Origin of the sequence: Streptosporangium sp. NPDC050855, from assembly GCF_044456585.1 — a bacterium.
GTDB classification, from domain to species: domain Bacteria; phylum Actinomycetota; class Actinomycetes; order Streptosporangiales; family Streptosporangiaceae; genus Streptosporangium; species Streptosporangium longisporum.
In genome coordinates, this window is the sequence record NZ_JBITFY010000018.1 from 31,814 (window position 1) to 57,490 (window position 25,677).

Below are 25,677 nucleotides of genomic sequence, written 5' to 3' on the forward strand. Positions count from 1 at the left end.
GGTCACTGGGGCTCTCCTAGGGAGGGTCCGGAGTCTTCGACTAACTGCGCCAGTTCGCGCGGGGTCGGGTGGTCGAACACGTCCTGGAACGTCAGCTCGGCCGCCAGGTCCCGATGGACGAGAGAGATGAGCCGGATCACGGTCAGAGAGTCACCGCCTCGTGTGAACAGGGAATCGCCAGCGCTGCACGGAGCGCCCAGGGCCTGGCCGAAAAGCTCCGTCAGCCGCGCGGTGATCGACCGTCCGGCGGGCGCGGTCTCAGCGGAAGCCTCCTCGGGAGGTGCCGCAGCGCCGGTGAAGCGGGCCCGCAGCGCCACCCGGTCGATCTTTCCCGTACGTAGCAGGGGCAGGGCGGGCACCGCCGTGATCCAGTGGGGTAGCAGGGCGCGCGGCAGCCGCCGGGCGCAGTGTTCTGTCACCTCCCGCTCGGTGGCGGGAGCGGTGTCTGCGGGGACGAACACTCCGTACAGGCGCAGGAGTTCCGGGTCGTTCCCTACGGGGAAGACGGCGGCGGCCACGACCCCCGGACAGGCCGTCATCGCCCGTTCCACCTCGGCGGGCTCGACGCGCACCCCCCGCACCTTGAGCATGCGATCGGCGCGGCCCGCGTGGGCGAGCGAGCCGTCGGGCAAGGACCGCACCAGATCGCCGGTGCGGTAGAACCGTCCGCCGGTGCGGGGGGCCGGGCCGAAAGCCGCCGCGGTGAGGGCGGGACGGTCGGCGTACCCCCAGGCGACGCTGGGCCCGCCGATCCACAGCTCGTCCGGCCCGTCCCCTGAGGGGACCAGGACCTGGTGGATATGGGGTAACGGACGGCCGATGGGCACGGGGTCGCCGTCCCGAAACGCCCGGCTGGCCGGGCCGCCCAGCTCCGCCGCGTGGGTGACCATCACGGTCTCGGTCTGGCCGTAGGTGTTGAGCAGCCGCACCCGGTCTGGAACGCGCTCGGCCCACAGCCGTACCGTTCGGGCCTGGGCAGCCTCGCCACCGATGACGACCAGTCGAAGCCCTGGCGACAACTCCTCAGAACCCGCGGCCAGATAGTGCACCAGTTCGTTCCACATGGCCGTCGGCAGGTCGACGACCGTGACACGGTGCTCGCCGATCGCCGCGAGCAGGGCTGTCACGGAGCGCGCCTCGACCCGTTCATCGACGACCAGGGCGCCGCCACCGAGCAGAGCGGGGTAGATCTCCTCGCCGCTGGTATCCCAGACCAGCGAGGTCCAGTGCAGGACCCGATCGGTGGGCGTGATGCCGAACAGCGGGCCGAGAGATCCGGTGGCGCAGGTCACGGTGCGGTGCGGCACCAAGACGGCCTTGGGAGTGCCGGTGGAACCGGAGGTGAGCATGACGTACGCAAGATCGTCCGGTGACGGTGGCTCGGTTTCGGTCCGCGCGGTCGGCGGGGCTCCGGCGGCGAGGCCGCCGGGCGGCTCGGCGGGGATCAGGGGGATGCCCAGTGGAGGCAACTGGCTGAGCAGTACGGCTCGGCCCAGAACGGCTCCCGCAGCGGTGAGCGTGACCACCTCGCGCAGGCGGTCCGGCGGGTCGGACGGGTCGGCGGGCACATAGGCGGCACCCGCGCGTAGCACCGCCAGAAGATAGCAGACGCCCTGCCAGCTACGGTCGGCGAGCACCATCACGCGCCGCCCTTTGCCGATGCCGTGCTCACGCAGTACGTCGGCCAATCTCGCGGTGTGGGCGTCGAGTTCGTGGTGGGTAAGCGTGCGGTCCGGGGTGATCAGCGCAGGGGCGTTGGGTGTGCGGCGGGCCACCTCGGCGAGTAGTTCGGGCACCGTGGCCGTGGTGGGGACGGCGGTCGGGACGATCGTGGGGGACGCGGTCATGCGCGGGCGCTGAGCGGACGGAGGTCGGTCCAGACCGTCTCGATGTGGTCCAGACATACCTGGCGCGTACCGACGGTCCCCTCGGGCCTCCAGCCGGCCGGGAGCGGCTGATCTACCGGCCATACGGAGTATTGTTCCTCGTCGTTCAGGACGACCTGGTACGTGACGTCTGCGGAGGTGTCGTTCATCGTGCGGGCTCCTTGGGGAAAGGGTGGAGGTTCGGCGGGTCAGGCACCGGGAAGGCCGAGGGCCTCGCGCAGCAGGGCGAGGTACTCGTCCGCCATCACACGGACCGTGTGCGCCTCGTACAGGTCGGTGCTGTACTCCAGGAAGCCGCGCAGCCGATCACCGTCGCGGCCGAGTTCGAGTTCCAGGTCGAACTTGCTGCTGCCGACCGGGATGTCCCAGGGCGTGCAGCGCAGTCCGTCGAGGGCCAGGGCGTCCTCCTCGAAGTCCTGGAAGCTGAACATCACCTGGAAGACGGGGGTGCGCGACAGGTCGCGAGGCGGCCGCAACTCGTCCACCACGTGTTCGAAGGGGACGTGGCCGTCTTGGTAGGCAGCCAGGGCCCGGCCACGCACCTGGTGCAGTAGTTCCGCCGGCTCCCGGTCGCCGGACAGGTCCAGCCGCAGTACCACCGTGTTGGTGAACAGGCCGACCAGGGCTTCCTCCTCAGGGGTGGATCGGCCCGACACCGGGGTGCCCACGCACAGGTCCCGACCGCCGCCGCGCCGGTGCAGCAGCATCGCGAACACGGTCAGCAACACCATGTAGAGGGTGACCCGGTGACGTCCCGCGAACGTGCGTGCCGCGGACGTGACATCGGCGGGGACCGTGACCTCGACGCGGTCGCCGCGCGCTGTACGGACCTCGGGCCGGGCATGGTCGGTGGGCATCCGCAGCGGCGCGGCGTCCTCCAGCCGTGTACGCCAGCGCGCCAGCGCCAGCCGCCCGGCGGGGGAGCCAGCCTGCTCCGCGCGGGCTAGAACGGTGTCGCGGTAGTGCAGCGGCAGCGGTGGCAGGGCCTCCTCGGTCTTCTGCCCGTGCGACGCCGCCCGGTACAGCGCGGCAAGGTCCTCGCCCAGGACGGCGAGAGACAGCCCGTCGCAGCAGATGTGGTGCAGTGAGCAGACCAGCAGGTGGTCCTGTGCGCCCAGCCGAATCAGCAGCGTGCGTAGGGGGTCTTCGCCTTCCAGGTCGAACGGGCGGAGCGCGAAGTCGGCCGCTTCCCGTCCGGCCTGTGCAGGGTCCTGCGTGAGATCCAGCCGCCGCAGTCTTCCCGGGCGGTGGCGCAGGACGGTCTGCCGAGGCTCGTCCGCCGTCTGGTCGACCCGGGTACGGAGGGTCTCGTGCCGCTTGAGCAACCCGTTCAAAGCGTCTTCGAGTGCCGGGATGTCCAGTGGCCCGCGCAGCCGGTGCGCGTACGGCAGGACGTACTCGCTGGAGGGCCCCGTCAGCTGGTCCAGGAACCACAGGCCGTGCTGAGCCGGGGAGAGCGGCGCCACCTGCTCGATGCGGGGCGCGGGGCGCGTCCTCATGAGGTGGACACCCACTCCAGGACCGCCATCGCACCGGCGGCCTTCAGTCGAGCTTGCGTCCAGGCCAGCGAGGACTTGCCGTCCAGCACCTCCCCGGAGACCTCCTCACCCCGGTGAGCGGGCAGATCATGCAGGAACACCGCGTCCGGCCAGCGGCCCATCAGCGCGGCGTCGACGTGGAAGGGCCGGAAGGCATCCCGCCAGGAGGCGTCGGGTTTGGTGCTGCCCGTCGTCTGCCAGCGCGAGGTGTACACCGCGTGGATGTCGCCGGTCACCTCGCTCAGAGCGTGCACCTGGATGACGGAGCCGCCGCGCCGCGCCGCAGTGGCCGCGGTCTCGGCCAGCACCGCAGCCGGCAGCTCGTACCCGGGTGGCGAGGCGAACACGGCGTGGCAGCCGGGCTGCCGGGAGAGCACCCGGGCGAGCGCGACGGCGGTGTTGTTGCCCTCACCGACGTACAGCACACCGAGGCCGTCTAGGCCACCGAAGTGGTGGATCAGCGTGGCCAGGTCGGCCAGACCCTGGGTGGGGTGTTCTTCCGCGGACATCGCGTTGACAACGGGGAGTTCACCACCGCCTGACAGCTCACGCAGTTCCCGCATTGGACCCGTGGTGCGCACGACGAGCAGGTCGAGCATCCCGGCGAGCATCCTGCCGGTATCGGCGGCGGACTCCCCGGTGTTGGTCTGCAGGTCCGTCGGGCCGAAGGAGATCGACGTCCCGCCCAGTCGGATGGTGCCCGCGGTGAAGGCCGTGCGGGTACGGGTGGAGGTCTTGGTGAACAGAAGCCCGGTGACGAGCCCGGTCAGGGGACGGGTGTGGGCGTCGCGGTCGGTGTGCAGTTCAATGGTCCGGCGGACGATGTGCCGGATGCTGTCGTCGTCGAGGTCGGCCAGGGTGTAAAGGCCGCGGGGCGTGGTCACTGGTCGGCTCCCAGGAGGTCGAGGCGGGTACCGTGGCCGGCGGCGGTGGCGGTGGCGTACACCCGGGCCAGCAGGCCGACATCGAGGACGGCCATCCCGAAGGGATTGCTGACGACGACCCCGGTGCCGGGGCGCTCGGCGGGCACCGCCCCGGTGAGGACGTCACCGAGGGTGCCGCGGATGGTGGCCGTCCCGGGCTTCGTGGTGCCGGGAGCGAGCACCCGGCCCTCGCCCAGTAGCCGGCCCAGAACACGGCGCGGGTTGTCGCGGATCAACTCGACGTCGTCGACGTACAGTGCCTGGGCCCGGTCGAACACCTCGGGCAGCAGATCGTCCAGGGAGACGTGAGCGACGAACGTGCCTGACCGCAGGTCGTCCGGAGTGAGATAGCCGGTGTCGGTGACGGTCAGCGTGATAACGACCGTGCTCGCCGCCGCAGCCTGCTCGGCCCGGCCGTGCGGGACCACGGTGAAAGGCAGCCCGCTACCGTCCGCCCAGGCGGCGAACGCGGACGTGCGCTCCGGTAGCAGGTCGTGCACGTGCAGGGTGTGGACGGCGGGGAAGTACCGGGCCAGCAGCTCGGCGTGGGTCCGGGCCTGGGCGCCGCAGCCGATGAACGTCACCTCCTGGAAGTGTTCCGGGCCGAGATGGCGCAGGCTTGACATGGTGTACGCGCCGGTGCGCAGCGCCGAGAGGTAGGCGGCCTCGGCCACGACAGCCGGACGTGCGGTCTCGGCGTCGAACAGGAAACTGACACCTCCCGCGCGGTCCTTGCCCTGAGCCGGGTTGGAGGTGGCGGCATTGATCAGTTTCATCCCGTACGCCCTTGGGGCGGTTGGGTCGGCGTCGCCGACCGAGCCAAGCATCGCAAGGGAACGGCAGTACGCCCCGTGGGAGTTGGTCCAGGGCAGGTAGCCCTCGGCGGGGAGGGTGGTGTGTCCCGCCGCGTGGGCGCGCAGCACGTCCTCCACGACCGCCACGGGATCGATGTCTGCCGCACAGGCGCGCACGGCCGCTCGGTCGAGGAACAGCAGGTGCTCCGTCCTGGTCATGGGGTCGGGAACGGCTTGGACGGTCATGTCGGTGCGGATCCTTTCGCTCTTCGGTGCGTGAAGATCGGTCACTCGTGGGGTCAGATGCCGGTGCGCGGATGGCCCGCGATCAGATGCAGCAGCGCCTCGTCCGCGCCGCCGGCCAGGCCATAGGCACGTGCGTCGCGATAGGCCCGCTCCACCGGCCCGCCGTTCAGGTAGCCTTCTCCGCCGTGAACCTGAAGCAGAAGATCAGCGACCTCGCGCTCCAGTCGACTGGCGCGCAGCTTGGCGATGCTCGCCTGCCGTAGCGCCGCGGCGCTCTCGTCGAGCAGGTGGAAGACTGCTTCGGTGTACTGCTGGACCAGTGCCAGTTCGGCGTCGAGTTCGGCCAGCCGGAAAGAGATCGCCTGATGTTCGAGCAACGGCCTGCCGAGCACGGCGCGGCCCCGAGCGTGTGCGGCGGCCCTGTCGAGCATCGTCTCGGCGCGGGCCGCGCAGACTGCGGCCAGGAAGGTCCGCTCGCGCGTGAAGACACGGGTCAGCGCCTCGTATCCGGAGCCTGGCCTGCCCAGCAGGTTCTCCTCCGGTACCACTACGTCGGTGAAGGTCAGCCGACCGTGGTCACAGGCACGGTTGCCGAGTTTTCCGGTGTACCGCTCCTGGTACACACCTGGGAGGTTCGTGGGGACCAATAACAGGGCCAGCGAGTCGAGCCCGCCCGGCCTGTTCGCGTCCTGATCCGTCCCGGCTTCCCGAAGATGGCAGAGTACGACGGCGAAGTCGGCCACGGAGCCGTTGGTGATGAACGCCTTCTCGCCGTTCAACCGCAGTCCCTTGGAGCTGCGAAGGGCTGTCGTCCGTACGGCGGCCAGGTCCGAGCCGCCGCCCGGCTCGGTGGCGGCCAGGGCCGCGACAAGCTCGCCGCGTACCGCGGGCCGAAGGTAGGTGGCACGGACGTCCGCTCCGCCCTCCTCGGCGAGCAATGGCAGCACGATGTCGGTCTGCACCGACAGGCTCATGGCCGGGGAGCCCGCCGGGAGCCGGCCGAGTTCCCGTGCCCACACGTGGGCATAGCCGATATCGAGCCCGAGGCCACCGTCGCCGACGGGCAGCGTCAGCCCGAGCAGACCCTCCTCGCCCAACGAGCGGTAGAGCTGATGGGTCGGCATGTGCGCCGCTTCCTCCCAGTCGTCCAGTTCGGGCATGACGAGCCGCTCAAGCACGGCGCGCACCGACTTCTGGAAGAGCTCGTGGTGCCGGTCCAGCCTCATGACGCACCTCCGGTGACCACGCGGGTGACGTTCTCCAAAGCGAGCAGGTACTGCTCGGCCCAGGCGCATACGGTCCGGCGGCGAAACAGTGAGGGCCGGTAGGTGACGGTGAGCGTCTGCCGCTCGGTCGTGCCGCCGGCTAGGCTGAACGCGAGGTCCAGCTTGCTTTGCCGCTCGGCGGGATCGTGCTCGACCCACTGGAAGCCGAGGCCGGGGTCGGGTGTGGGGGCCTCGGCGAAGTCCTGGACAGCCAGCGACACCCTGGCAAGCGGCATGCGTGTACCGTCGCGGGGCACTCCGAGCCTGCTGACAAGTCGGTCGAAGGGGTAGGTCTGACAGTCCAGCACCTCGGCGGCCTCTTGTTTGGCGCGGGCGAGCAGGGTGGGGACGTCACGTGCTCCAGCCAGCCGTACCCTGGCGAGCGCCGTGTTCACGAAAAGGCCCACGATCTCTTCGTCCTCGGGACGTACCCGTCCGGCCATCGGTACGGCGATCACCAGGTCGTCCGAACCGCTGATCCGGTGCAGCAGGATGGCGAGTGCGGCAAGCGCAAGCGTCAGCCGGGTGTGACCGCCCTCGGCGCCCGCCCGGACGAGCGCCGCGCCCAGTCCTGCGGGCAGCGGCATCGAGACGTCGTCGCCGTCGGCGTGCTCTTCGACGGGTACGGGGTCGGTGGGCAGCGGCAGTTCCTCCGGTCGGTCGGCGAAGCGACGGGCGACCCGGTCGGCCAGCGCCGGCCACCGGACCGACTCGGTGTCGCGTTCCCAGCGGACGTGGTCGCAAAAGCGGTGAGGGGAAAGGCCAGGACCCGGTTCGCCCGCCGCGGCCCGGCGGTAGGCGTCAAGGAAGTCCTCCCACAGAATCGCCAGACTCCAGCCGTCGCAGACGATGTGATGCACGATCAGTTCGAGCCGGTAGCGCGACAGGCCCGTGCGTAGCAAGGCGACCCGGGACAGCGGCCCGGTACGCAGGCAAAGCGAGGTACGACGCAGGAGCGCGATGCGTTCTTCGACGATCCGGGCGCGCACCGCCTCGGGGAAACGGACGGTGTCCAAGAACGTGAACTCGGTCAGCGGCTCGTCATCGACCACCTGGCAGGGCTCCTCACCCCCCGCCGCAGGGGGTTCGAACCGGGTACGCAGCGCCTCGTGTCGCTTGGCCACCCGCAGCCATGCGGTTCGGGCAACGACGGGATCGAATTCGCCGGTCACTTCGAAAGAGACGGTGACGAGATGGTCCAGCCGCTCCGGATCGACCTCGTGCAGCAGCCAGACGCGCCGCTGCGCGGCGGAGAGGGGGAAGCGGCGGGAGTCGACGGCGTCGGCATCGTCGGCGTCGCCGGGAGCGGACGGTGTGGCCGAAGGCGCCAAAGGCTCGGGCTCGGACACCGGCAGTGCCGCCAGGTGGTCGGCCAGATCCCGGGCCGTCGGATGGTTGAGCACCGCGGTCGCGGGGACCCGTCGCTCCAGCGCGCGGCCCAGCCGTCCCGCGACCCGCACCGCGAGCAGTGAATTCCCGCCGAGGGAGAAGAAGTTGGCGTCTGCGTCGATCTGGGCGAGGCCCAGCACGTCCTGCAGGGCCGCGGTGGCGGTGTCCAGCAGGGCTGCCGACGTGCCCGGGGCGACCACGTGCGCGGGTGCCCCGCCCTCCGGGAGCGCTGTCATCGCAGTTCCCCTCTCATCGCGTTCTCCAGGTCCCGGCCGAGCTCCGTCAGAAACCGGTCCCGATGCTCCCTGAGGTAGAAGTGGCCGCCGGGATAGACCCGCCGGACGCAGGCCCCGCGGGTCAACGCGGACCAGCCCGCGTAGGTGCGCTCGGAGACGGTGAGATCGTCCTCACCGGCGAGCACCACGAAGGGGGTGGACAGCAGCGGCTGTCCGGGTGGTTCAGCATGCAACCGATAAGTGTCGTGCAGCCGGAGGTCGGCGCCTAGGGGTTGCAGCACCAGGTCGCGCCACTCCGGGTCGTTGAGCAGCTCGGCCGTTCCGGAGTGGTCGAGCCGTCGCACGTAGTCGAGCAGCTCCCGGGTGGAGCGGGGTGGACCGCTTTTGGTCGGCATCTCTTGCGGTGCCCGATGCGCGGAGGCGGCGAAGATCAAGGGCGTGGGCCGCCCCCGCCGTGCCAGCTCGCGCAGCAGTTCGTAGCCGGTCAGCGCGCCCATGCTGTGGCCGAACACCGCCAGCGGCCGGCGCGCCAGGGGCGTGAGGGAGTCGGCGATGGCGGACACCAGCGCACCCCAGCCGGTGACGGGGTCCTCCGCGAAGCGGTCCTCGCGGCCGGGCGGGCACACGGCCACCGGCTCGAAGCCACCCAGTGGGTGGCAGTCCCAGCCCGCGTAGCTCAGGGCGCCGCCGCCCGCATGGGGCAGGCACAGCAGCACGGGTCCGGCTCCCTGCCGCCAGTGCCCTGCGCACGGGCGCAGCCACCGGGTGTCGGTCAGTTCACTCATACCGGGTCTCCTCCGGCCTTCTCGAGGTCCGCCACGTCGGTCAGTGCGGCCCGCCACAGCGGGACGAGTTCCTTGAGGACCTCCCCGGGCAGGTCCCAGCCGATGAGCCGCAGCAACGGGTGGACGGCACCGGCCGTGATCGTGAACTGGACGACTCCCGAGCGTGCCGGATCGGCGACGGTGGGACTGTCGTAGTCGATCACTCGCCCACCGGTGCCCGGCACCGCTGTGCCGAGATCGTCGGCGTCGGCCTCCCTGAGCTCCACCGCGACCAGGAACGAACTGGTGAGCGCCTCCCGTCGGCCGGGCCAACGGTGCGCGAGGCCGGGGCAGTGCATCAGCAGGGCCGCGGCCCAGTGGACGCCCGGCCGTGCCTGCTCGGCCCACGCGGCGGTGGCCGCCTCCAGCAACCGGGCCGCCTCACCGCCGCCGTCCGTGGTGATCAACAGCGGGACCACGTCGGAGAGGTTGGCCACCGCCTCCGTGCCGGCCCCCTGCCGAGGCAGGCTCAGCGGTACGGCCGTCAGCCCTAGCCACCGGTGCACGGCGAGCGCGACCGCCGCGAGGAGCCTCGGCTCCAGAGCGTCCCGGGTGCCGTCGAGGAACGACGCGGGCAGTTCACCCACCGTCACCTCGGTCACGGTGCTGTCGGCGGTGAGGCGGGGCGCCAGCTGCCGCTGAGCCTGCCGTTCTGCCTCCAGGAAGGCGTTGAGATGCGGCACCGGGTGCATGCCACGGGCTCGCGCGGACAGTTCCGCCAGCTGCTCGGTGAGCGGCGCCACCGGGGTGGGCTGCGCGCCGAAGCCCAGTTCGGCGGCGAGTTCGCGGGTGATCCGGCGCAGGGCGGTGCCGTCCACCAGCAGATGCCGCACTGCCACCAGCAACCGCGTCGCGCCCGGCAATCTCACCAGAGCGGCGGCGACGGGCAGTCCGTGGCGCAACCCGGTGTGGCGGAAAAGCAGCGGAGGCACCCGATCGATCAGGGACGAATCGTTTCCCTCCATGACGGGGAGGTCGAAACGGACGACGTTCACGGCCCGCAGTCGCAGCCGCGCCTGGCTCGTGTCGAGCCTCGCCCGCAGCAGCGGGTGGCGTCCGACGACCTCGGTGAGTGCGGCGCGCACGGCTTCGGGATCGACGTCCCGGGGCAGCCCGAGATTGAGGAGCGCATGGTCACCGGTGTCCTCGGTATCCCCGCCGAGCAGGGCTAGCAAGGTCGCCGGGGGCAGGTCGAGGGGCAGTCCCGCATCGTCCGCCAGTCCATGCCGAGGCTCTTGCGGCAGCAGGCCGTCGTCGGGCCCGTCCGCCTCACCGGCCACGGCGATCGGTTGCTCGGCGGTGGCTCGCTCGGCGAGGGCCCGCACCGTACGGGCCTGCAGGAGGTCTGATGCGCGGATCGTCACGCCTTTCTCGCGCAACAGCGCGGCCACACGAAAGGCGAGCAGCGAAGACCCCCCGCGGACGAAGAAGTCGTCGTCAGCACCGACCCGGGACACGCCCAGAACTTCTGCCCAGGTGGCGGCGATCGCCGACTCCATGGGACCGCGCGGCTCAGCGCCGTCCGCCTCCGCGCTCGTGTGCCGTTCGGTGGCCAGGGCGATCAGCCGGTCCTTGTCGACCTTGCCATTGGTGGTCAGAGGCACGGCCGCCAGAGGCGCGATGACGTGCGGCACCATGTACTCGGGGAGTCGCTCGGCCAGTTCGGCGCGAACCTGTTCCTTGGACAGGTCAGGGCCGACATAGCCGCACACGATCTGCTTGGCCGGCTCGGTACGCAGGACGACGGCGCCCGCGGTGATCCCCGGGATCGCGGTCAACGCCGCCTGGATCTCCTCCAGCTCGATACGGTAACCGGACACCTTCACCTGGCTGTCGGTGCGGCCTTGGAACTCGAGCACCCACTGCCCGTCGAACTCGACGAGCCGCGCCAGGTCCCCGGTCCGATACAGCCGCTGGGTGCCGCCCTCGGCCACTGTGCGCACCTGGAAGCTGCGCTCGGTCGCCTCCAGGGAGCAGTACCGCTGGGCCAGCCCCGTTCCCTCCAGGTACAGCTCTCCGGTGATGTGCGGCGGACACAGCGCCCCTCGCTCGTCGAGGACGTAGGCGCGGTAGTTGGGCAGCGGCTGGCCGATCGGGACCTGGCCTTCTGTCACGCCCGGGTCAACGAGGAACTCGGTGGCGTTGACGGTCGCCTCGGTGGGCCCGTAGATGGTGTTGAGGCGGGCCGGAGAGTCCACGATGCGGTGCCAGCGGTGGGTCTGGTGGAAGAAGTACGTCTCTCCGCCGACGACGATCCAGCGCAGCGCGGGCAGTGCCGCGTGGCCGCGCCGCGCGGCCACGTCGAGCAGTTGCACCCAGTGCGGGGTCACGATGTCCAGGTGGGTGATCCGTTCGCTGGCCAGCCAGTCCAGGAACTCCCCGCCGTCACGCTGCACTTCGTTGGGCACGACCACCAGGCAGGCGCCGGTCAGCCAGGCGGGGAACAACTGCTGCACCGAGGGGTCGAAGGTCAGTGGCGCGGTCTGGCACAGCCGATCGTGCGGGAGCACGTCATGGCGGTCGATGTACCACGCGCAGAAGTTCAGCAGGGCCTGTTCGCCGATCATCACGCCCTTCGGGGTGCCGGTACTGCCCGAGGTGTAGATGACGTATGAGGTCTGGTTCGGCAGTGGCCCGGTCGGTGGTCGGCGCTGCGGCGAAGCGCCTTCGGCGGCGGTCCAGCCGACGGGGACTACGTGGCTCGTCCCGGCCACCACCCGTGCCGTCAGGCCGGTGCCGACCTCACTGCTGGCGAGAAGGGCCGCCGCGGAGGCGTCCGCCACCAGGGCCACGGCGGCGGAGTCCGCCAGCATGAACTGCAGTCGGCGTGCCGGGCCGTCGGGATCGAGCGGCAGGTAGGCACAGTTCAGCTTGAGCGCGGCCAGCAGCGCGGCGTACTCGGCCCACCGGCGTGTCGCGGCGACGGCCACCGTACTGCCCTCCGTCACTCCCCGTTTCGCCAGCAGCCCGGCGATCCGATCGGCCTCGGCGTGGAGTTCCCGGTAGGTGTAGGTGCCGTCCGTGGCCTGCACGGCGGGTTCGTCGGCGCACCGCGCGGCGACATCCTCGAGTCGGCGTACCAGGGCGGGCCCCTCGGGCAAGGGCCGGACCCGGTCGTTGAGGGCTGTCCAGGCCGCCCGCTCCTCGGCGCTCAGCAGAGCGTCCAGGGCGAGACCGGACTGCGTTGTTGCATCAGACGTTGCGGTCATGAGGTTGTGGTCCTTCCTATGGGGCTGGGGCTCAGCACGACATCGGCCTCCGGCGCATCCGGACGCAGGGAGCGCGGGCAGCGCCTATGCCTCCGCGGCCAGGCGGTCCAGGGCCCGGCGGATCTCGCGGGCGAGCACGGTCGCGGTGGGAACGGATACCTCGGCGGGGTCGTACTCCAGACGGCAGTGGAAGCCTTCGCCGCTCTCCTCGTGGCAGACGAGGGCGAGTGGTTCAGAACCGGTCTCGCGCCACCAGGAGGCGGCAGGGGCACGGCGCAGGGGCGCCGGACCGGACAGGGCGTCGGGGTAGTTCTGGAACACGAAGGCGGCGGCCGGGTCGCGCACGGCCGGGGCCAGCCCGGCCAGCAGGTCATCGGGGTCAGCGGAGTCTTGGGCCAGGACGGCGGCCAGGTGGCGGTGCAGACGCCGCAGACGCTCATGGGAAGTGCCCGACAGGTCGACCGGCACGGGCAGGCTGCGGGCCAGGCATGCCACGGCGGTGTCGATATACGGAATGTCGACGTTGCGGCCGGAGGAAACGACGCCGAGCGGGAAGAGGCTCTGACGGCACACCCGGCCCAGCGCCTCGGCGTACGCGAGGAGGTACCCGGTGCTGGGCGCGCACCCGGCGGACATGGCCACACCCCGTACAGCGGCGTCGGTCTCCGGCGCGACGGCCCAGTCCACGTGCGCGCGGTCGGTGTCACCGCCGGTGCGGGTCGGCGGCAACGCCAGGGGACTCACGGCACGCAGTTCGTCAAGCCACTCCCGCGAGGGCGCCGGGGACGGCGACTGGGCGAGTCGGCGGGTCAGTTCGCGCAGGGGAAGTACTGCGGCGGGCAGCGGGCGGAAGCGGCCCTGGCGCAGGCTCGCGTACAGGATCTCGAACTCGTGCTGGAGCAGTTCCCAGGACCAGCCGTCCGAGATCACGTGGTGGAGCGTCCACACGAGGGTGAACCGGCCCGGTTCCAGTTCGAAGGCGGCGACTTTCAACAGCGGTGGCACGGACAGGTCGAATCCCTCCTGCAACGCGACGTCGGCGTGGGCGCGGGCGAGTTCGCGCCGCGCGGCTGCGCCGATGCCGTCGGCCCGGCGCACGGTGAGCGGAACCGTCACCCGCTCCTCGGTCCTGGCACGAAAGCCGCCGGTACCGCTCTCCACCCCCGTGCGCAACACCTCGTGCCGCTCGGCCAGCAGATCGAGTGCCGTGCGCAGCGCGTCGACGTCCAGTTCCTCCTCGTACTCGTGGCTCTCCTGCACCAGTCCTAGCTGCGGTGTGCGTTCGCCGAGCAGCGTCGCCACGGCCAGACGCCGCTGTGCGGGCAGCAGCGTCGGCGCATCGACGCCGGCAACGGTCGGGGGGGTTGCGGGCCGGTCGGCCAGGGTGCGGTCCAGGTGGCCCGCGAGCCGCCGCACCGTGGGGTGCGCGAACACGTCCATGGCCTGGATGGGCAGCCCGGCTTCGGCGCACTCGTGACGCAGCCGGATGGTGGCGATGGAGTCCCCGCCGCTGCGGAAGAAGTCGTCGTCCGGGCCGAGTTCCGGCCCTCCCAGCACCTGGCGCCAGATCGTCAGAAGCCGCCGCCCGGTGCCGGTCAGGGCGGAAGTACAGGTAGCGTCGTCGCCCTGGTCCGCGACGTCGCGCACCATACGCGCACTCGCCTTCCGGTCGGCCTTGCCGTTGGTGGTGCGCGGCAGGGCATCGACGACGAGCACCCGCGCAGGGACCATGGCGGCGGGCAGTTCGTCGGCGAGTGCGGCACGCAGGGCGGTACCGGCGACCGGTCGGCGGGTGACGGGGGGGGGGGGGGGGGGGGGGGGGGGGGGGGGCGGGGGGGGCCCCCCCCCCCCCCCCCCCCCCCCCCCCCCCCCCCCCCCCCCGCGACGGTGCTGGAGGCGTTCACCCACGACGACGTCCCGTTCGAGCGGCTCGTGGAGGCCCTGCGGCCCGAGCGGGACCCCAGCCGCACCCCCCTGGTCGAGGTCATGGTGGTGCTGGAGAACACCCCGGCGCGGGACATGGACCTGCCGGGAATCCGTGTCGAGGCGCTGCCCGTCACGAGCGGCGAGGTCAGCCACGACCTGATCGTGAACTTCTACGAGCACCGGGGCGCGCTGACCGTGGCCGTCGCCTACAGCACGGCCCTGTTCGACGAGACCACGATCGAGCGCATGACCAGGCACCTGACGATGCTCCTCGGCGCCGTCGCGGCCGACCCCGGACGCCGGCTGTCGGAGGTGCGCCTGCTGACCAGCGCCGAGCGCGAGCGGTCGCTGGTGAAGTGGAACGACACCGGCCGCGACCTGCCTCCCGCCGGCCCGTCCCGGCTCTTCGAGGACCAGGCCGCGGCCACCCCGGACGCGACCGCGCTGGTCTGCGAGGACGTCACGCTCACGTACGCGGATCTGGACGGGCGCGCCGACCGGCTCGCCCGTCACCTGCGCTCGCGCGGTGCCGGCCCCGAGACCCTGGTGGGCCTGGCGTTCCCCCGGACGGCGGACCTGGTGGTGGCGATGCTCGCGGTGCTCAAGACGGGCGCGGCCTACCTGCCGCTGGACCTCGAGCACCCGCGTGAGCGCGTGGCGTTCGTGCTCGGTGACGCCGCCCCGGCGCTGCTGCTGACCGGCGGGGCGCAGGCCGAGGCGCTGGCGGACGTCTTCGAGGCGGTGCCCCGGATCTCCCTCGACGACCCCGAGGTCCTCGCCGCGCTGGACGCCTGCCCCGCCGGCCGGGACGGCGGGTCCCACCCCGAGTTCCACTCGGACAGCGCGGCCTACACCATCTACACCTCCGGCTCCACCGGCAGGCCCAAGGGCGTGGTGGTCTCCCGGGGCAACCTGCGCAACTTCCTGGTGGACATGCGGGACCGGTTCGGCCTCGGTTCCCGCGACCGCCTGCTGGCGATGACGACGGTCGGGTTCGACATCGCGGGCCTGGAGTTGTTCGTGCCGCTGATCAGCGGCGCGGCCGTGGTCCTGGCCGGGCGCGAACTGGTCCACGACCCGCGGCGGCTGCGGCGGGTCGTCGCCGAGGAGTCGGTGACGGTCGTACAGGCCACGCCCAGCCTGTGGCGGGCGGTCGCCGAGGAGGCCCGTCAGGTCCTCGCGGGCGTGCGCGTCCTCGTCGGCGGCGAGGCGCTGCCGGCGGACCTGGCGGGAACGCTGGCGGAGGCGGCGCGGTCGGTGACCAACCTGTACGGGCCGACGGAGACCACGATCTGGTCCACCGCGGCGATGGTGGAGGCCGCAGACGCGGTGGCGCCCCCCATCGGCGTGCCGATCGCCAACACCAGGGTGTACGTGCTGGACCGCTTCTGCCAGCCGGTGCCCCCCGGCGTCCCGGGGGAGCTGTACATCGCGGGGGACGGCGTGGCCCGCGGCTACCTGGGCCGTCCCGCACTGACCGCGGAGCGGTTCGTGGCCGACCCGTTCGGCCCCGCCGGCGCGCGCATGTACCGTACGGGCGACGTGGTCCGGTGGCGGGCCGACGGCGTGCTCGTGTACGTGGGCAGGGTCGACGACCAGGTGAAGATCCGGGGGTTCCGGATCGAGCCCGGGGAGATCGAGAGCGTCCTGCTCGCCCACCCGGGTGTCGCGTCCGCGGTGGTGACGGTCAGGGAGGACAGGCCGGGCGACCGACGGCTGGTGGCGTACCTGGTGCCCGCCGGGGACACCGCGCCGACCACCGCCGAGCTGCGCGAGCACACCGGGCGATCCCTGCCCGGTTACATGGTGCCCGCCTTCTTCGTCCCGCTGGACGAGCTCCCGCTGACGCCGAGCGGGAAGGCGGACAGGAACGCGCTGCCCGCGCCCGAGGGCACGGCCACGGGCGCCGGTCGCGTCGCTCCGCGTGACGCGACCGAGCTGCTGCTGACCGGGATCTGGGCCGAGGTCCTCGGTGTCGAGACGGACCGGATCGGTGTGGAGGACAACTTCTTCGACCTCGGCGGCGACTCGCTGCTGAGCATGCAGGTCGTCCACCGGGCCAGGCGGGCCGGGCTGCGCGTCTCGCCGAAGGACCTGTTCCTGAACCAGACCGTGGCGCGCCTCGCGAGCGCGACGGGACCGGTGGAGACGGCCGGCCCGGGTGCGCCCGGCCCGGTGCCCCTGACCCCCGCCCAGCGCGGGTTCGTCGAGACGTACGGGTCGTCCCCGCACCGCCTCGCCCGGCCCGTGCTCGTCGAACTGGCCGAGGACACCACCGAGGAGGGACTGCGCGCGGCCCTGGCCGCGCTGGTGGCACGGCACGACGCGCTGCGCTCGCGCTTCGGGCACGCGGACGGCTCCTGGGAGCAGCACGCCGCGCCACCGGCGGCCACCGGCGACCCGCTACGCCGGTACGACCTGTCCGGCGCCGTGGGGCCCGTGACACGGGAGGCGGGGAAACCCGGCGCGCGGGAGGCCGGAAGCCCCGGTGCGCGGGCGGTCGCGGACGTGGAAGAGGTCGTGGACCGGTTCGCGGCCGGCGAGGCCGCCCGCGGCCTCGATCCGGACGGGGCGCCGCTACGGGCCTCGCTGCTCGACCTCGGCCGGGGAAGACGGCCCTGGCTCTGCCTCACCGTCCACCCGCTGGCGGTCGACGCGCGTTCCTGGCGCATCCTGCTCGACGACCTGGAGCGGGCCTACCGGCGGTGGGAGGCCGGGACGCCGACGGACCCGGGGCCGGAGCCCTTCTCCTTCCGGCGCTGGGCCGGACTGCTGGCCGGGTACGCCGCCGAGGGAGGATTCGCCGAGGAGGCGGCGTACTGGACGACGCTGCCCGAGACCGTACCGCCGCCCGCTCCCGCGCCGTCGGCCGCGGCCGTTTCCGGGCGCGTGTCCGTCTCCCTGGGGGAACGCGAGAGCGGGCTGCTCCTGCGCGCGGCGCCCGCGGCGTTCCGCGCCGGGACCGGGGACGTGCTGCTCGGCGCGCTGGTGCGGGTGCTGTGCCGCTGGACGGGCGGTGACAGCGTGCTGATCGAACTGGAGGGCCACGGCAGGGAGGAGATCTTCGACGAGGCCGACCTCTCCCGCACCGTCGGCCGGTTCGCCACCGCGTTCCCCGCCGTGCTCGGCGCGCCCGGCGAGGAGACGGCCGACTGGCCGGCGATCGTCAGGGCCGTCCGCGCGCGTCTCCGCGCCGTTCCGGGCGGCGGCCTCGGCTACGGAGCGCTGCGCCACCTCACCCCGCCGGGCTCGCCGGCCCCGGAACCGCCCGGGAGGAACCGGCCACGGGTGGCCTTCGCCTTCCACGAGCCGCCGGATCCGGGCGATAGCGTCCTCTACCGCTCGTTCCGCGCGGTGCCGCCCACCGGCGCGCCGGGTGCCCGCGCCCTGGAGATCACCGCTTCGGTGGCGGACGGCAGGCTGAGGTTCGACTGGAGCCACGCGGCGGGCGCCTACGACGGCGCCACGGTCGCGGGCCTGGCGGAGGACCTCCTGGCCGCGCTGCGCGCCGTCGCCGCGCACCTCGACCCGGCCGCCGGCCGCGCGGAAGGGGAGTGAGCATGGACGTCCACCTTCCCTCGCTGCTGGCCGGGCTGGCCCGCGAGCATCGCGTACCGGGGGCGCAGCTGGCCGTGCACCACGCGGGCGAGACCGTGACCGCCGAGACCGGCGAGGAGACCTGTGGGACCGGCGGGCCGGTGACCCGCCGGTCGGCCTTCCCGCTCGGTTCGCTCACCAAGCCCTTCACCGCGACGCTGGTGATGGCTCTGGCGGCCGGCGGGGACATCGACCTCGACGCGCCGCTGGCCGAGTACGTGCCCGAGGTGGGGGGCGGCGGGAGGATGACGGCGCGGCGGCTGCTCAGCCACACCGGCGGGCTGGCCTCCAACATCGACGAGGGCGGAGACCACTCCGAGGTCCGGCGCCGGTGGGTGGCCCGGCACTGCCGCGAGTCCGATGCCGTACACCCGCCGGGGACCCTCTTCTCCTACTCCAACATCGGCTACATCCTGGCCGGGCACCTCGTCGAGGTGATCACCGGGATGAGCTGGTGGGAGGCGACGGAGGCGATCATCCTGAAGCCGCTGGACATCGCGCCCGCGTTCGTCGTCGGCCCGCCCTCGGGATTCCGGCCGGTGGTGACCGGGCACACCGTGCAGCGGGCTCGTGACCGGATGCTGCCGGTCACCGGGCAGACCCTGCCGAAGGTGGCGGCGCCGAGCGCCGGGCTCGCCCTCGGCGCCGCCGACCTGGTCACGTTCGCGCGGATGCACCTCGGTGCCCCCTCGTTCCAGGCGGTGATCGACCGTGACTCCGCCCGTGAGATGCGCCGCGACCAGCTCGCGGGCGTGACGGCCGGGCCGTTCGGCATGGCCGACTCCTGGGGGCTCGGCTGGGCGATATACCGCGACGCCGGGCCCGACTGGTTCGGACACGACGGCACGGGCGAGGGAACCTCCTGCCACCTGCGGTTCGAGCAGGCCGGCGGGACCGTGGTCGCGCTGACCACGAACGCCGCCACCGGACCGGCGCTCTGGGAGGACCTGCTGGAAGAGCTCCGCCCGGGGGGACGGGCCGTGGGAGGCCGCGGCCTGTCGCGGCCCGCCGACCCGGGGCCGCGGGCGCCGGGGCCGCCGGAGTGCGCGGGCCGGTACGTCAACGGGGAGATGGAGTTCACGGTCGTCGCCGACGGCGCCGGCGGGCTCGGCCTGACGACGAACGCGGCGGAGCGGTTCGAGCTGACCCTCTTCGAGGGCCTGCGCTTCACGATGCGGGAACCCGCCGGGGGGCGTACCACCTACACCGGCCGGTTCCTGCGCGACCCCGGGACGGGGGAGGTCGATCTCGTCCAGGTCGCCGGCCGGCTGGCCAGGCGGGCGCGTGACGGCGACAGCGCTCCCGTCGCCCCCGGCGCTTCCGGCGCGGGAGGGTGACGTCCGCCATGGGGAGCGTACGGGCACCGGAGGGGAGCGCGGGCGGAGGCGGGCCGGTCCGCCTGTCCCGCAACCGGGACTACAACATCCTGTGGACCGGCCAGCTCTTCTCCGAGCTGGGCAGCGAGATCACCTTCGTCTCCTTCCCGCTGCTCATCCTGGCCATGTCGGGCTCACCGCTGGACATGGGCCTGGTCTCGTCGGTGCTCGCGACGGCCCACATGGTGGCGAACGTGCCGGCCGGGGTGGTCGCCGACCGGTGGGACCGCAAGAAGGTCATGCTGCTGTGCCACGGCGCCCGTGCCCTCGCGATGGGCAGCGTGGCCGTGGCGCTGCTGATGGGCGTGTACAGCTTCCCTCACATCCTGCTGGTCGCCGCCGTCGAAGGGTTCCTCAGCTCGGTGTTCCAGCCGGCCGAGCAGGCCGCGCTCCCGCAGGTGGTACCCGAGTCACAGCTACCGCTGGCGATCGCCCGCAACACCGCGCGGCCCTTCATCGCCACCCTGCTCGGACCGGCCCTGGCGGGCTTCCTGTTCGCCCTGCACCACACGGCGCCCTTCGGCGCTGACGCGATCATGCTCGCGGCCTCCTTCGTCACGCTGCTGTTCCTGCGCCTGCCGCGACAGGCGGCCACGGCGGGGTCACCTCGGGCACGGGTGACCGGGAGCGGTGTCGCCGAGGGGTTCCGCTGGGTGGCGGGACACCGGGTCATCAGGATGACGCTGGTGTGGATGGGACTGTCCAACCTCGTCTTCGGCGCGCTCGTCATCATCGTCCTGGCGATGACGGGGGAGGGGGTGAGCCCGGGTGAGGTGGGCCTGACGATGGCGTGCATCGGCGCGGGCGGCCTGCTGGGAGCCCTATCCGCGGCCCGCCTGCACGCGGCCCTCCCGCCGTTCCTCTTCATCGTCGGCTTCCCGCTCGTCGCGGCCGTGATGACCGCGCTGATGGCGGTCGTGCCGAGCGGCATCCTCCTCGGGGTGCTCCTCGGCGGGGCCGCGTTCCTCGCCCCGGTCGCGAACACCACGGTCCTCACCTACCAGCTCACGGTCACCCCCGACCACCTGCGCGGCCGTCTCTCCGGCATCGCCGGGCTGTTCTCCGGCGGGGCCGCCGCACTGGGCCCGATGGTCGGCGGCCTCCTCATGACGGCCGGCGGCTCGACCGCCGTGCTGGTCTGCGCGGCCGGCCTGGCCCTCGTCGCGGCGGGTACGGTGCTCAGCCCGACGCTGCGCCGGTTCCCGGCACCCTGACCCGCCCCCCGGGACGCGGCGAGACGGGGGCCATGCCCGGACACGTGCCGGGCACGGTCGTCACACCGGGGCTCACCGGACGGGCGCGATCCACCACCCGCCCTACCGGTCCCCGGTGGGAATGTCCAGGGCGGTGCCGTACAGGCGTGACACCCGCAGCCTGATCACCACGCGTCGTTCCCTCACCGCCTGTCCGAGGAACGCCGCCTCCTGCGCCGGGTCCTCGAAGCCCGGGGTGAGGGCCAGCAACTCCCTGCCGATCGCGTCCCCGGGCGTGGTCGTCATCTCCGACACCTCCGCATCGCCCTCGGCGACGGCGAACGACCAGACGTCCGGCCCGTTCACGTGCAGGGCGAGACGGGGATCGTCGCGCAGCCGGCGTGCCTTGAGGCGGTCGTTCGTCGTGGAGATCCGTACGACCCGCTCGTCGGGATCCCAGTGGTAGAGGACGGTGGACAGGTGGGGGTGGCCGCTGCGCCCCACGGTCGCCAGCACGCCGAACTGCTGCTCGCCGAGCAGGTTCACCAGTTCCTGGTCGGTCAGGGCCCGCGGCGCGGGGCCGGAGACCTGGTCGTTCTCGTTCGTGGCGGTCGGCTCGGTCATCTTCATCGATTCCTGTCTGCACGGTGTCTCGTCGGGCCGCGTGTGACGGCCGGGCGGTCCCGGAGCGGACCTCCGGCATCGACACGGTCGCGATGCCGCCCCCCGGGACCGTCGTCGGCATCGCGGCGGCCGGGCCGGTGGGCGTCGGCCGGCGCGACCGGGAGGTGACGGTGCCGGTGCCGGTGCGGGCCGGGCCGGGTCGGGCCGGGTCGGGTCGGGTCGGGGAAGGCGCGGTGCGCACCGTGACCGTCTCCCGCTCCGGAAGGGAACAGAAGAGACCGTAGCAGATAAATTTGTTGCAGACTATTTTGTGCGTCCGCCGGTCAGCCGGTGCCGAAGTCGGTCCGGGCGACGTAGTCGGCGAAGTCACGGGGCGGGCGGCCCAGCGCCCGCAGGACCCCGTCGGTCGGCTCCCAGCCGCGCTCCAGGCGGACATGGCGGAGAACGGCGATCATCTCCTCGGCCACGGCGTCCGGGCGTCCCGTGGCGGCGAGCTCGGCACGGTACTCCTCCTCGCCGACCGGGACGAAACGCAGCGCACGGCCCGACGCGCGGGCGATCTCGCCGACCGCCTCCGCGAAGCTGAGGGATCGCGGGCCGGACAGGACGTACGTGCGCCCCGCGTGCCCGTCCCCGGTCAGCGCCACCGCCGCCACCTCGGCGAGGTCCTCCAGGTCGATGAACGCCTCCCGGCCGTCGCCGGTGGGCAGCCGCAGCTCGCCGGTGTCGTCCAGCGGGGAGGCGATGAAGTCCAGCTCGGTGAAGTTCTGGGCGAACCAGGTCGGGCGCAGGATCGTCCACCGCACACCGGACTCCTTGACGGCCCGCTCGGTGGCGAGGAGGTCCTCGCCCATCTCGCCGAGGGTGCGGGAGGAGAGCAGGACCAGGCGCCGTACCCCGGCGCCGGCGGCGAGATCCGCGAACGCGCGGACCTCCTCCGGCGCGTCCGGCCCCTGGGAGTCGACCACGTACACGGCGTCGACGCCGTCCAGGGCCGGTCCCCACGTCGAGCGGTCGGCCCAGTCGAAGCGGACCGGGCCCCGGCGCGAGGCCACGGCGGGGTCGGCGCCGCGGCGGCGCAGCGCGGAGGCGACCCGGCTGCCGGTCTTGCCGGTCCCGCCCAGAACGAGGACACGCGAAGGATCGTTCATCACACGCCTGACCTTTCGACACCGGTCCATGCCGGGAACACCCATGAGGTCGAGGAGATACCTGGTCGTGAGCGGACCAAACCCCTGAAGATCGGGCCGGCCGGTCGTGGACCCCCGGAACCGTCGGTCCCGGCGGTGTGCCCGAGGAACCGGCCGGGCCGGATCCCGCGGCCCGGTGGCTTCGATTCCGGTACGTCCCCGCTCTATTTTCGAGGGGTGGACTCACGAAGGCTCGTACCGCGCACCGATGCCGTCCTCGCCGACCCCCGGCTCGTCGCGGCGGTGGGGCGGCTCGGCCGTGCCGTCGTCAAGGAGGCGGTCACGCTGGCCCAGCAGCGCGTACGGCAGGGCGGGCTCGACCCGCGGGAGGTGGCGGACGCGGCCGTGGCGGCGCTGCCGCCGTACCCGGCGAGCCTGCGGACGGTGATCAACATGACCGGGGTGCTGGTCCACACCAACCTCGGCCGGGCGCCCCTGTCGGAGGCCGCGCGGACGGCGGCCCTGGCCGCGGCCGGTCACACCGACGTGGAGTTCGACCTGGCCACCGGTGTCCGCGCCCGCCGGGGACGGGGCACGCTGGACGCGCTCGCCCGGGCCGTGCCCGCCGCGGAGGACGCGCACGTGGTCAACAACAACGCCGCCGCGCTCGTCCTGGTGGCCACCGCGCTCGCCGCCGAACGGGAGATCGTGGTCAGCAGGGGCGAGCTGGTGGAGATCGGCGACGGGTTCCGCATCCCCGACCTGCTCGTCTCCACCGGGGCCAGGCTGCGCGAGGTGGGCACCACCAACCGCACCTCCTACGCCGACTACCGCGCGGCCGTGGGCCCCGAGACCGGGTTCGTCCTCAAGGTGCACCCGTCGAACTTCCGGATCGAGGGCTTCACCGGCTCGGCCGGGATCGCCGAGCTGTCCGGGCTCGGCGTGCCCGTGGTCGCCGACATCGGCTCCGGCCTGCTCGCGCGCGAGCCGCTGCTGCCCGACGAACCCGACGCGGCGAGCGCCCTGGAGGCCGGGGCCGCGCTGGTCACGGCCAGCGGCGACAAGCTGCTCGGCGGCCCGCAGGCCGGGCTGCTGCTGGGCCGCCGCGACCTGGTCGAGACGTGCAGGAGACACCCCCTCGCCCGCGCGCTCCGGGTGGACAAGCTGACGCTGGCCGCGCTGGAGGCCACCCTGCGCGGCCCCGAACCCCCGGTCGCCCAGGCGCTGCACGCCGATCCCGCGGTGCTGGGCGAGCGCGCCGCCGCGCTCGCCCGCAGGCTGGCCGAGGCCGGGATCGACGCTCGCGCCGTGCCCAGCGAGGCCGCGGTGGGCGGCGGCGGGGCACCCGGGGTGACGCTGCCGAGCGCCGCGGTCAGCCTGCCCGAGCGGTTCGCCGGACCATTGCGGACCGGGGACCCCGCGGTCGTGGGCCGGGTGGAGGGGCACCGCCTCCTGCTGGACCTGCGCGGCGTGCCCGCCGGGACCGACGGCGACGTGGTGCGGGCGGTCCTGGGGGCGGATCTCTGATGCACGTCGTCGCCACCGCCGGCCACGTCGACCACGGCAAGTCCACGCTGGTACGGGCGCTGACCGGGATGGAGCCCGACCGCCTGGAGGAGGAACGGCGGCGGGGCCTGACCATCGAGCTCGGCCACGCCTGGACGACGCTGCCCTCGGGGGAGCGGCTGGCCTTCGTCGACGTGCCCGGCCACGAGCGCTTCCTGGCCACCATGCTGGCCGGGGCCGGTCCGGCCCCCGCGGTCATGTTCGTGGTCGCGGCGGACGGCGGGTGGATGCCGCAGTCGGAGGAGCACCTGGTGGCGCTGGAGGCGCTGGGCGTGCGGCACGGCCTGCTCGTGGTGACCCGCGCCGACCTCGCCGATCCCGCCCCCGCCGCCCGTACGGCACGGGACCGGCTGGCCGCGGGCGGTCTGGCCGGGGTCGAGACGCTGGCCGTGAGCGGCCGTACCGGGCAGGGGCTCGACGAGCTGCGCCGGGCGCTGGACCGGCTGGTGGCGGCCCTGCCCCCGGCCGACCCCGCCGCGCCGGTACGGCTCTGGATCGACCGCGCGTTCACCGTGCGCGGCAGCGGGACGGTGGTGACCGGCACGCTGCCCGCGGGCACCGTCGCCGCGGGGGACGAGCTGCTCCTCGGCGACGTCCCCGCGCGCGTCCGGGCGCTGGAGTGCCTCAAGGAGCCGGTGACCTCGGTGAACGGCGTGGCCAGGGTCGCGCTCAACCTGCGCCTCCAGGGTCCCGCCGAGCGCGGCACGGCCCTGGTCACCCCGGGCGCGTGGACCCGCACCGACCTGGTCGACGTGCGGCTGAGCCCGGCCGGGCGCGCCGTCCCTTCCGAGGGGGAACCGGCGGGGCGCCCGGGGGAGGGCGCCGCCGCCCGCCACGGCGAGGGGTGGGGGGCCGCGGACCTGCCGGGGCGGCTGACCGCGCATCTCGGCTCCGCCTCGGTCGTCTGCACCGTACGGCCGCTCGGCGGGCGGATCGCCCGGCTCCGGCTGGCCCGGCCGCTGCCCCTGCACGCGGGCGACGTGCTGCTGCTGCGCGATCCCGGCCGCAGCCGCGGTGAGGTGCGGGTGCTGGCCGGGGCCCGCGTGCTCGACCCCCGTCCGCCCGAGCTGCGCCGCCGGGGCGCGGCCCGGGAGCGGGCGGCCGAGCTGGCCGGGGCCGCCCCGGACGCGGCCTCGCTGCTCCGTACCCACCTGCTGCTGCGCGCCGGTGAGCTGCGCGCCCTGGGACGCGTCCCTGGCACCGGACCGGTCTGCGCCGACTGGCACGCCGATCCGGAGTACTGGTCGGGGCTGGGGAAGCGGCTGCCCGAGACGGTGCGGCGGTACGCGGCCGATCATCCGCTGGAGCCCGGGATGCCGGTGGAGGCGGCCCGCCACGAGCTCGGCCTGCCCGAACGGCGGCTGGTCGCGGCGCTGGTCCGGCCGCCGCTCACCCTGGCCGAGGGCAGGATCGTGACCGGGCGGAGCGGGCTGCCCGCGCCGGTCGCCCGCGCCGTCGGACGGCTCGGCGCCGACCTGGCCGCCCGTCCCTTCCAGGCACCGGAGGCGGACCGCCTGGCCGCGCTGGGGCTGGGCCCCCGCGAGGTGGCGGCGGCCGTACGGGCGGGGGCGCTGCTGCGGGTGGCCGAGGGGATCGTGCTGCTGCCCGGCGCGGACGCCCTGGCGGCCCGGGTGCTCGCCCGGCTGCCGCAGCCGTTCACGGTCAGCCAGGCCAGGCAGGCCCTCGGCACCAGCCGCAGGGTCGCGGTGCCGCTCCTGGAACACCTCGACCGGGGAGGGTTCACCGAGCGGCTCGACGGCGTCCACCGGCGGTGCCGGACCTCCTGAGAACCGGGTGGCTCGACGGCGTCCACCGGCGGTGCCGGACCCTCTGGGAACCGGGTGGTCCGGCGGCGTCCACCGGCGGTGCCGGACCTCCTGAGAGCCGGACGGTTCAGGAGGACCCCCAGGTATATGGTGGAAAAAGGAGAGAACGGGAAGAACCTGCGTGGAGCG

The 25,677-nt window shown here is 73.2% G+C and carries 17 protein-coding genes; 5 read left to right on the forward strand and 12 right to left on the reverse strand.

All coding sequences use genetic code 11. From position 1 onward, the window contains the following. Positions 1–2: 2 nt before the first annotated feature. From ACIBCT_RS30440 to ACIBCT_RS30485, 10 genes are all read right to left on the reverse strand, one after another. Positions 3–1,847, reverse strand: a complete 1,845-nt coding sequence (locus ACIBCT_RS30440; protein ID WP_399194394.1) for an amino acid adenylation domain-containing protein — start codon at positions 1,845–1,847, stop codon at positions 3–5. Further along, positions 1,844–2,035, reverse strand: coding sequence for an MbtH family protein (locus ACIBCT_RS30445; RefSeq protein ID WP_399194396.1), 192 nt, complete (start codon positions 2,033–2,035; stop codon positions 1,844–1,846). Before ACIBCT_RS30445 ends, ACIBCT_RS30440 begins: the two co-directional genes overlap by 4 nt. A gap of 39 nt (positions 2,036–2,074) precedes the next feature. After that, on the reverse strand, positions 2,075–3,385 hold the full coding sequence (locus ACIBCT_RS30450; RefSeq protein WP_399194397.1) for a condensation domain-containing protein: 1,311 nt from the start codon (positions 3,383–3,385) through the stop codon (positions 2,075–2,077). Next, the gene (locus ACIBCT_RS30455) at positions 3,382–4,308 is read right to left on the reverse strand and encodes an ornithine carbamoyltransferase (protein WP_399194398.1); all 927 of its coding nucleotides are present in this window, start codon (positions 4,306–4,308) and stop codon (positions 3,382–3,384) included. Before ACIBCT_RS30455 ends, ACIBCT_RS30450 begins: the two co-directional genes overlap by 4 nt. Continuing rightward, positions 4,305–5,387, reverse strand: coding sequence for an ornithine cyclodeaminase (locus tag ACIBCT_RS30460; RefSeq protein ID WP_399194399.1), 1,083 nt, complete (start codon positions 5,385–5,387; stop codon positions 4,305–4,307). The genes ACIBCT_RS30455 and ACIBCT_RS30460 overlap by 4 nt, the downstream gene beginning before the upstream one ends. Positions 5,388–5,440: 53 nt before the next feature. Next, positions 5,441–6,613 (reverse strand): acyl-CoA dehydrogenase family protein, encoded by a 1,173-nt coding sequence (locus ACIBCT_RS30465; protein WP_399194400.1) that lies wholly within the window; start codon positions 6,611–6,613, stop codon positions 5,441–5,443. Continuing rightward, positions 6,610–8,277 (reverse strand): condensation domain-containing protein, encoded by a 1,668-nt coding sequence (locus tag ACIBCT_RS30470; protein ID WP_399194401.1) that lies wholly within the window; start codon positions 8,275–8,277, stop codon positions 6,610–6,612. Before ACIBCT_RS30470 ends, ACIBCT_RS30465 begins: the two co-directional genes overlap by 4 nt. Next, the gene (locus tag ACIBCT_RS30475) at positions 8,274–9,062 is read right to left on the reverse strand and encodes a thioesterase II family protein (protein ID WP_399194403.1); all 789 of its coding nucleotides are present in this window, start codon (positions 9,060–9,062) and stop codon (positions 8,274–8,276) included. The genes ACIBCT_RS30470 and ACIBCT_RS30475 overlap by 4 nt, the downstream gene beginning before the upstream one ends. Continuing rightward, on the reverse strand, positions 9,059–12,310 hold the full coding sequence (locus tag ACIBCT_RS30480) for an amino acid adenylation domain-containing protein (RefSeq protein WP_399194405.1): 3,252 nt from the start codon (positions 12,308–12,310) through the stop codon (positions 9,059–9,061). The genes ACIBCT_RS30475 and ACIBCT_RS30480 overlap by 4 nt, the downstream gene beginning before the upstream one ends. A gap of 84 nt (positions 12,311–12,394) precedes the next feature. Further along, entirely contained in the window at positions 12,395–14,026 is a 1,632-nt protein-coding gene (locus tag ACIBCT_RS30485; protein WP_399194407.1) for a condensation domain-containing protein, read from the reverse strand. A 171-nt stretch (positions 14,027–14,197) separates the two neighbouring features. On the opposite strand from ACIBCT_RS30485, the gene ACIBCT_RS30490 reads away from it, so the two are divergent. From ACIBCT_RS30490 to ACIBCT_RS30500, 3 genes are read left to right on the forward strand one after another with little or no spacing between them, the layout of a single operon-like run. Continuing rightward, the gene (locus ACIBCT_RS30490) at positions 14,198–17,794 is read left to right on the forward strand and encodes an amino acid adenylation domain-containing protein (protein WP_399194409.1); all 3,597 of its coding nucleotides are present in this window, start codon (positions 14,198–14,200) and stop codon (positions 17,792–17,794) included. A 2-nt stretch (positions 17,795–17,796) separates the two neighbouring features. Further along, positions 17,797–19,170, forward strand: coding sequence for a serine hydrolase domain-containing protein (locus tag ACIBCT_RS30495; RefSeq protein ID WP_399194411.1), 1,374 nt, complete (start codon positions 17,797–17,799; stop codon positions 19,168–19,170). A gap of 8 nt (positions 19,171–19,178) precedes the next feature. Then, positions 19,179–20,423: an MFS transporter gene (locus tag ACIBCT_RS30500; protein WP_399194413.1), complete on the forward strand. Its 1,245-nt coding sequence runs from the start codon at positions 19,179–19,181 to the stop codon at positions 20,421–20,423. Between the two features lie 102 nt (positions 20,424–20,525). Here the strand turns inward: ACIBCT_RS30500 and ACIBCT_RS30505 are convergent, their stop codons facing one another. Then, on the reverse strand, positions 20,526–21,026 hold the full coding sequence (locus ACIBCT_RS30505; protein ID WP_399194415.1) for a TIGR03618 family F420-dependent PPOX class oxidoreductase: 501 nt from the start codon (positions 21,024–21,026) through the stop codon (positions 20,526–20,528). Between the two features lie 323 nt (positions 21,027–21,349). Beyond that, on the reverse strand, positions 21,350–22,177 hold the full coding sequence (locus ACIBCT_RS30510) for an NAD(P)H-binding protein (protein ID WP_399194417.1): 828 nt from the start codon (positions 22,175–22,177) through the stop codon (positions 21,350–21,352). A 216-nt stretch (positions 22,178–22,393) separates the two neighbouring features. On the opposite strand from ACIBCT_RS30510, the gene selA reads away from it, so the two are divergent. Both selA and ACIBCT_RS30520 read left to right on the forward strand, forming a co-directional pair. Continuing rightward, positions 22,394–23,683 (forward strand): L-seryl-tRNA(Sec) selenium transferase, encoded by a 1,290-nt coding sequence (gene selA / locus ACIBCT_RS30515; protein WP_399194419.1) that lies wholly within the window; start codon positions 22,394–22,396, stop codon positions 23,681–23,683. Continuing rightward, positions 23,683–25,509 carry a SelB C-terminal domain-containing protein gene (locus tag ACIBCT_RS30520; RefSeq protein WP_399194421.1) on the forward strand — a complete coding sequence of 609 codons (1,827 nt, stop codon included), beginning with the start codon at positions 23,683–23,685 and terminating at the stop codon, positions 25,507–25,509. Before selA ends, ACIBCT_RS30520 begins: the two co-directional genes overlap by 1 nt. The last annotated feature ends 168 nt before the right edge of the window (positions 25,510–25,677 follow it).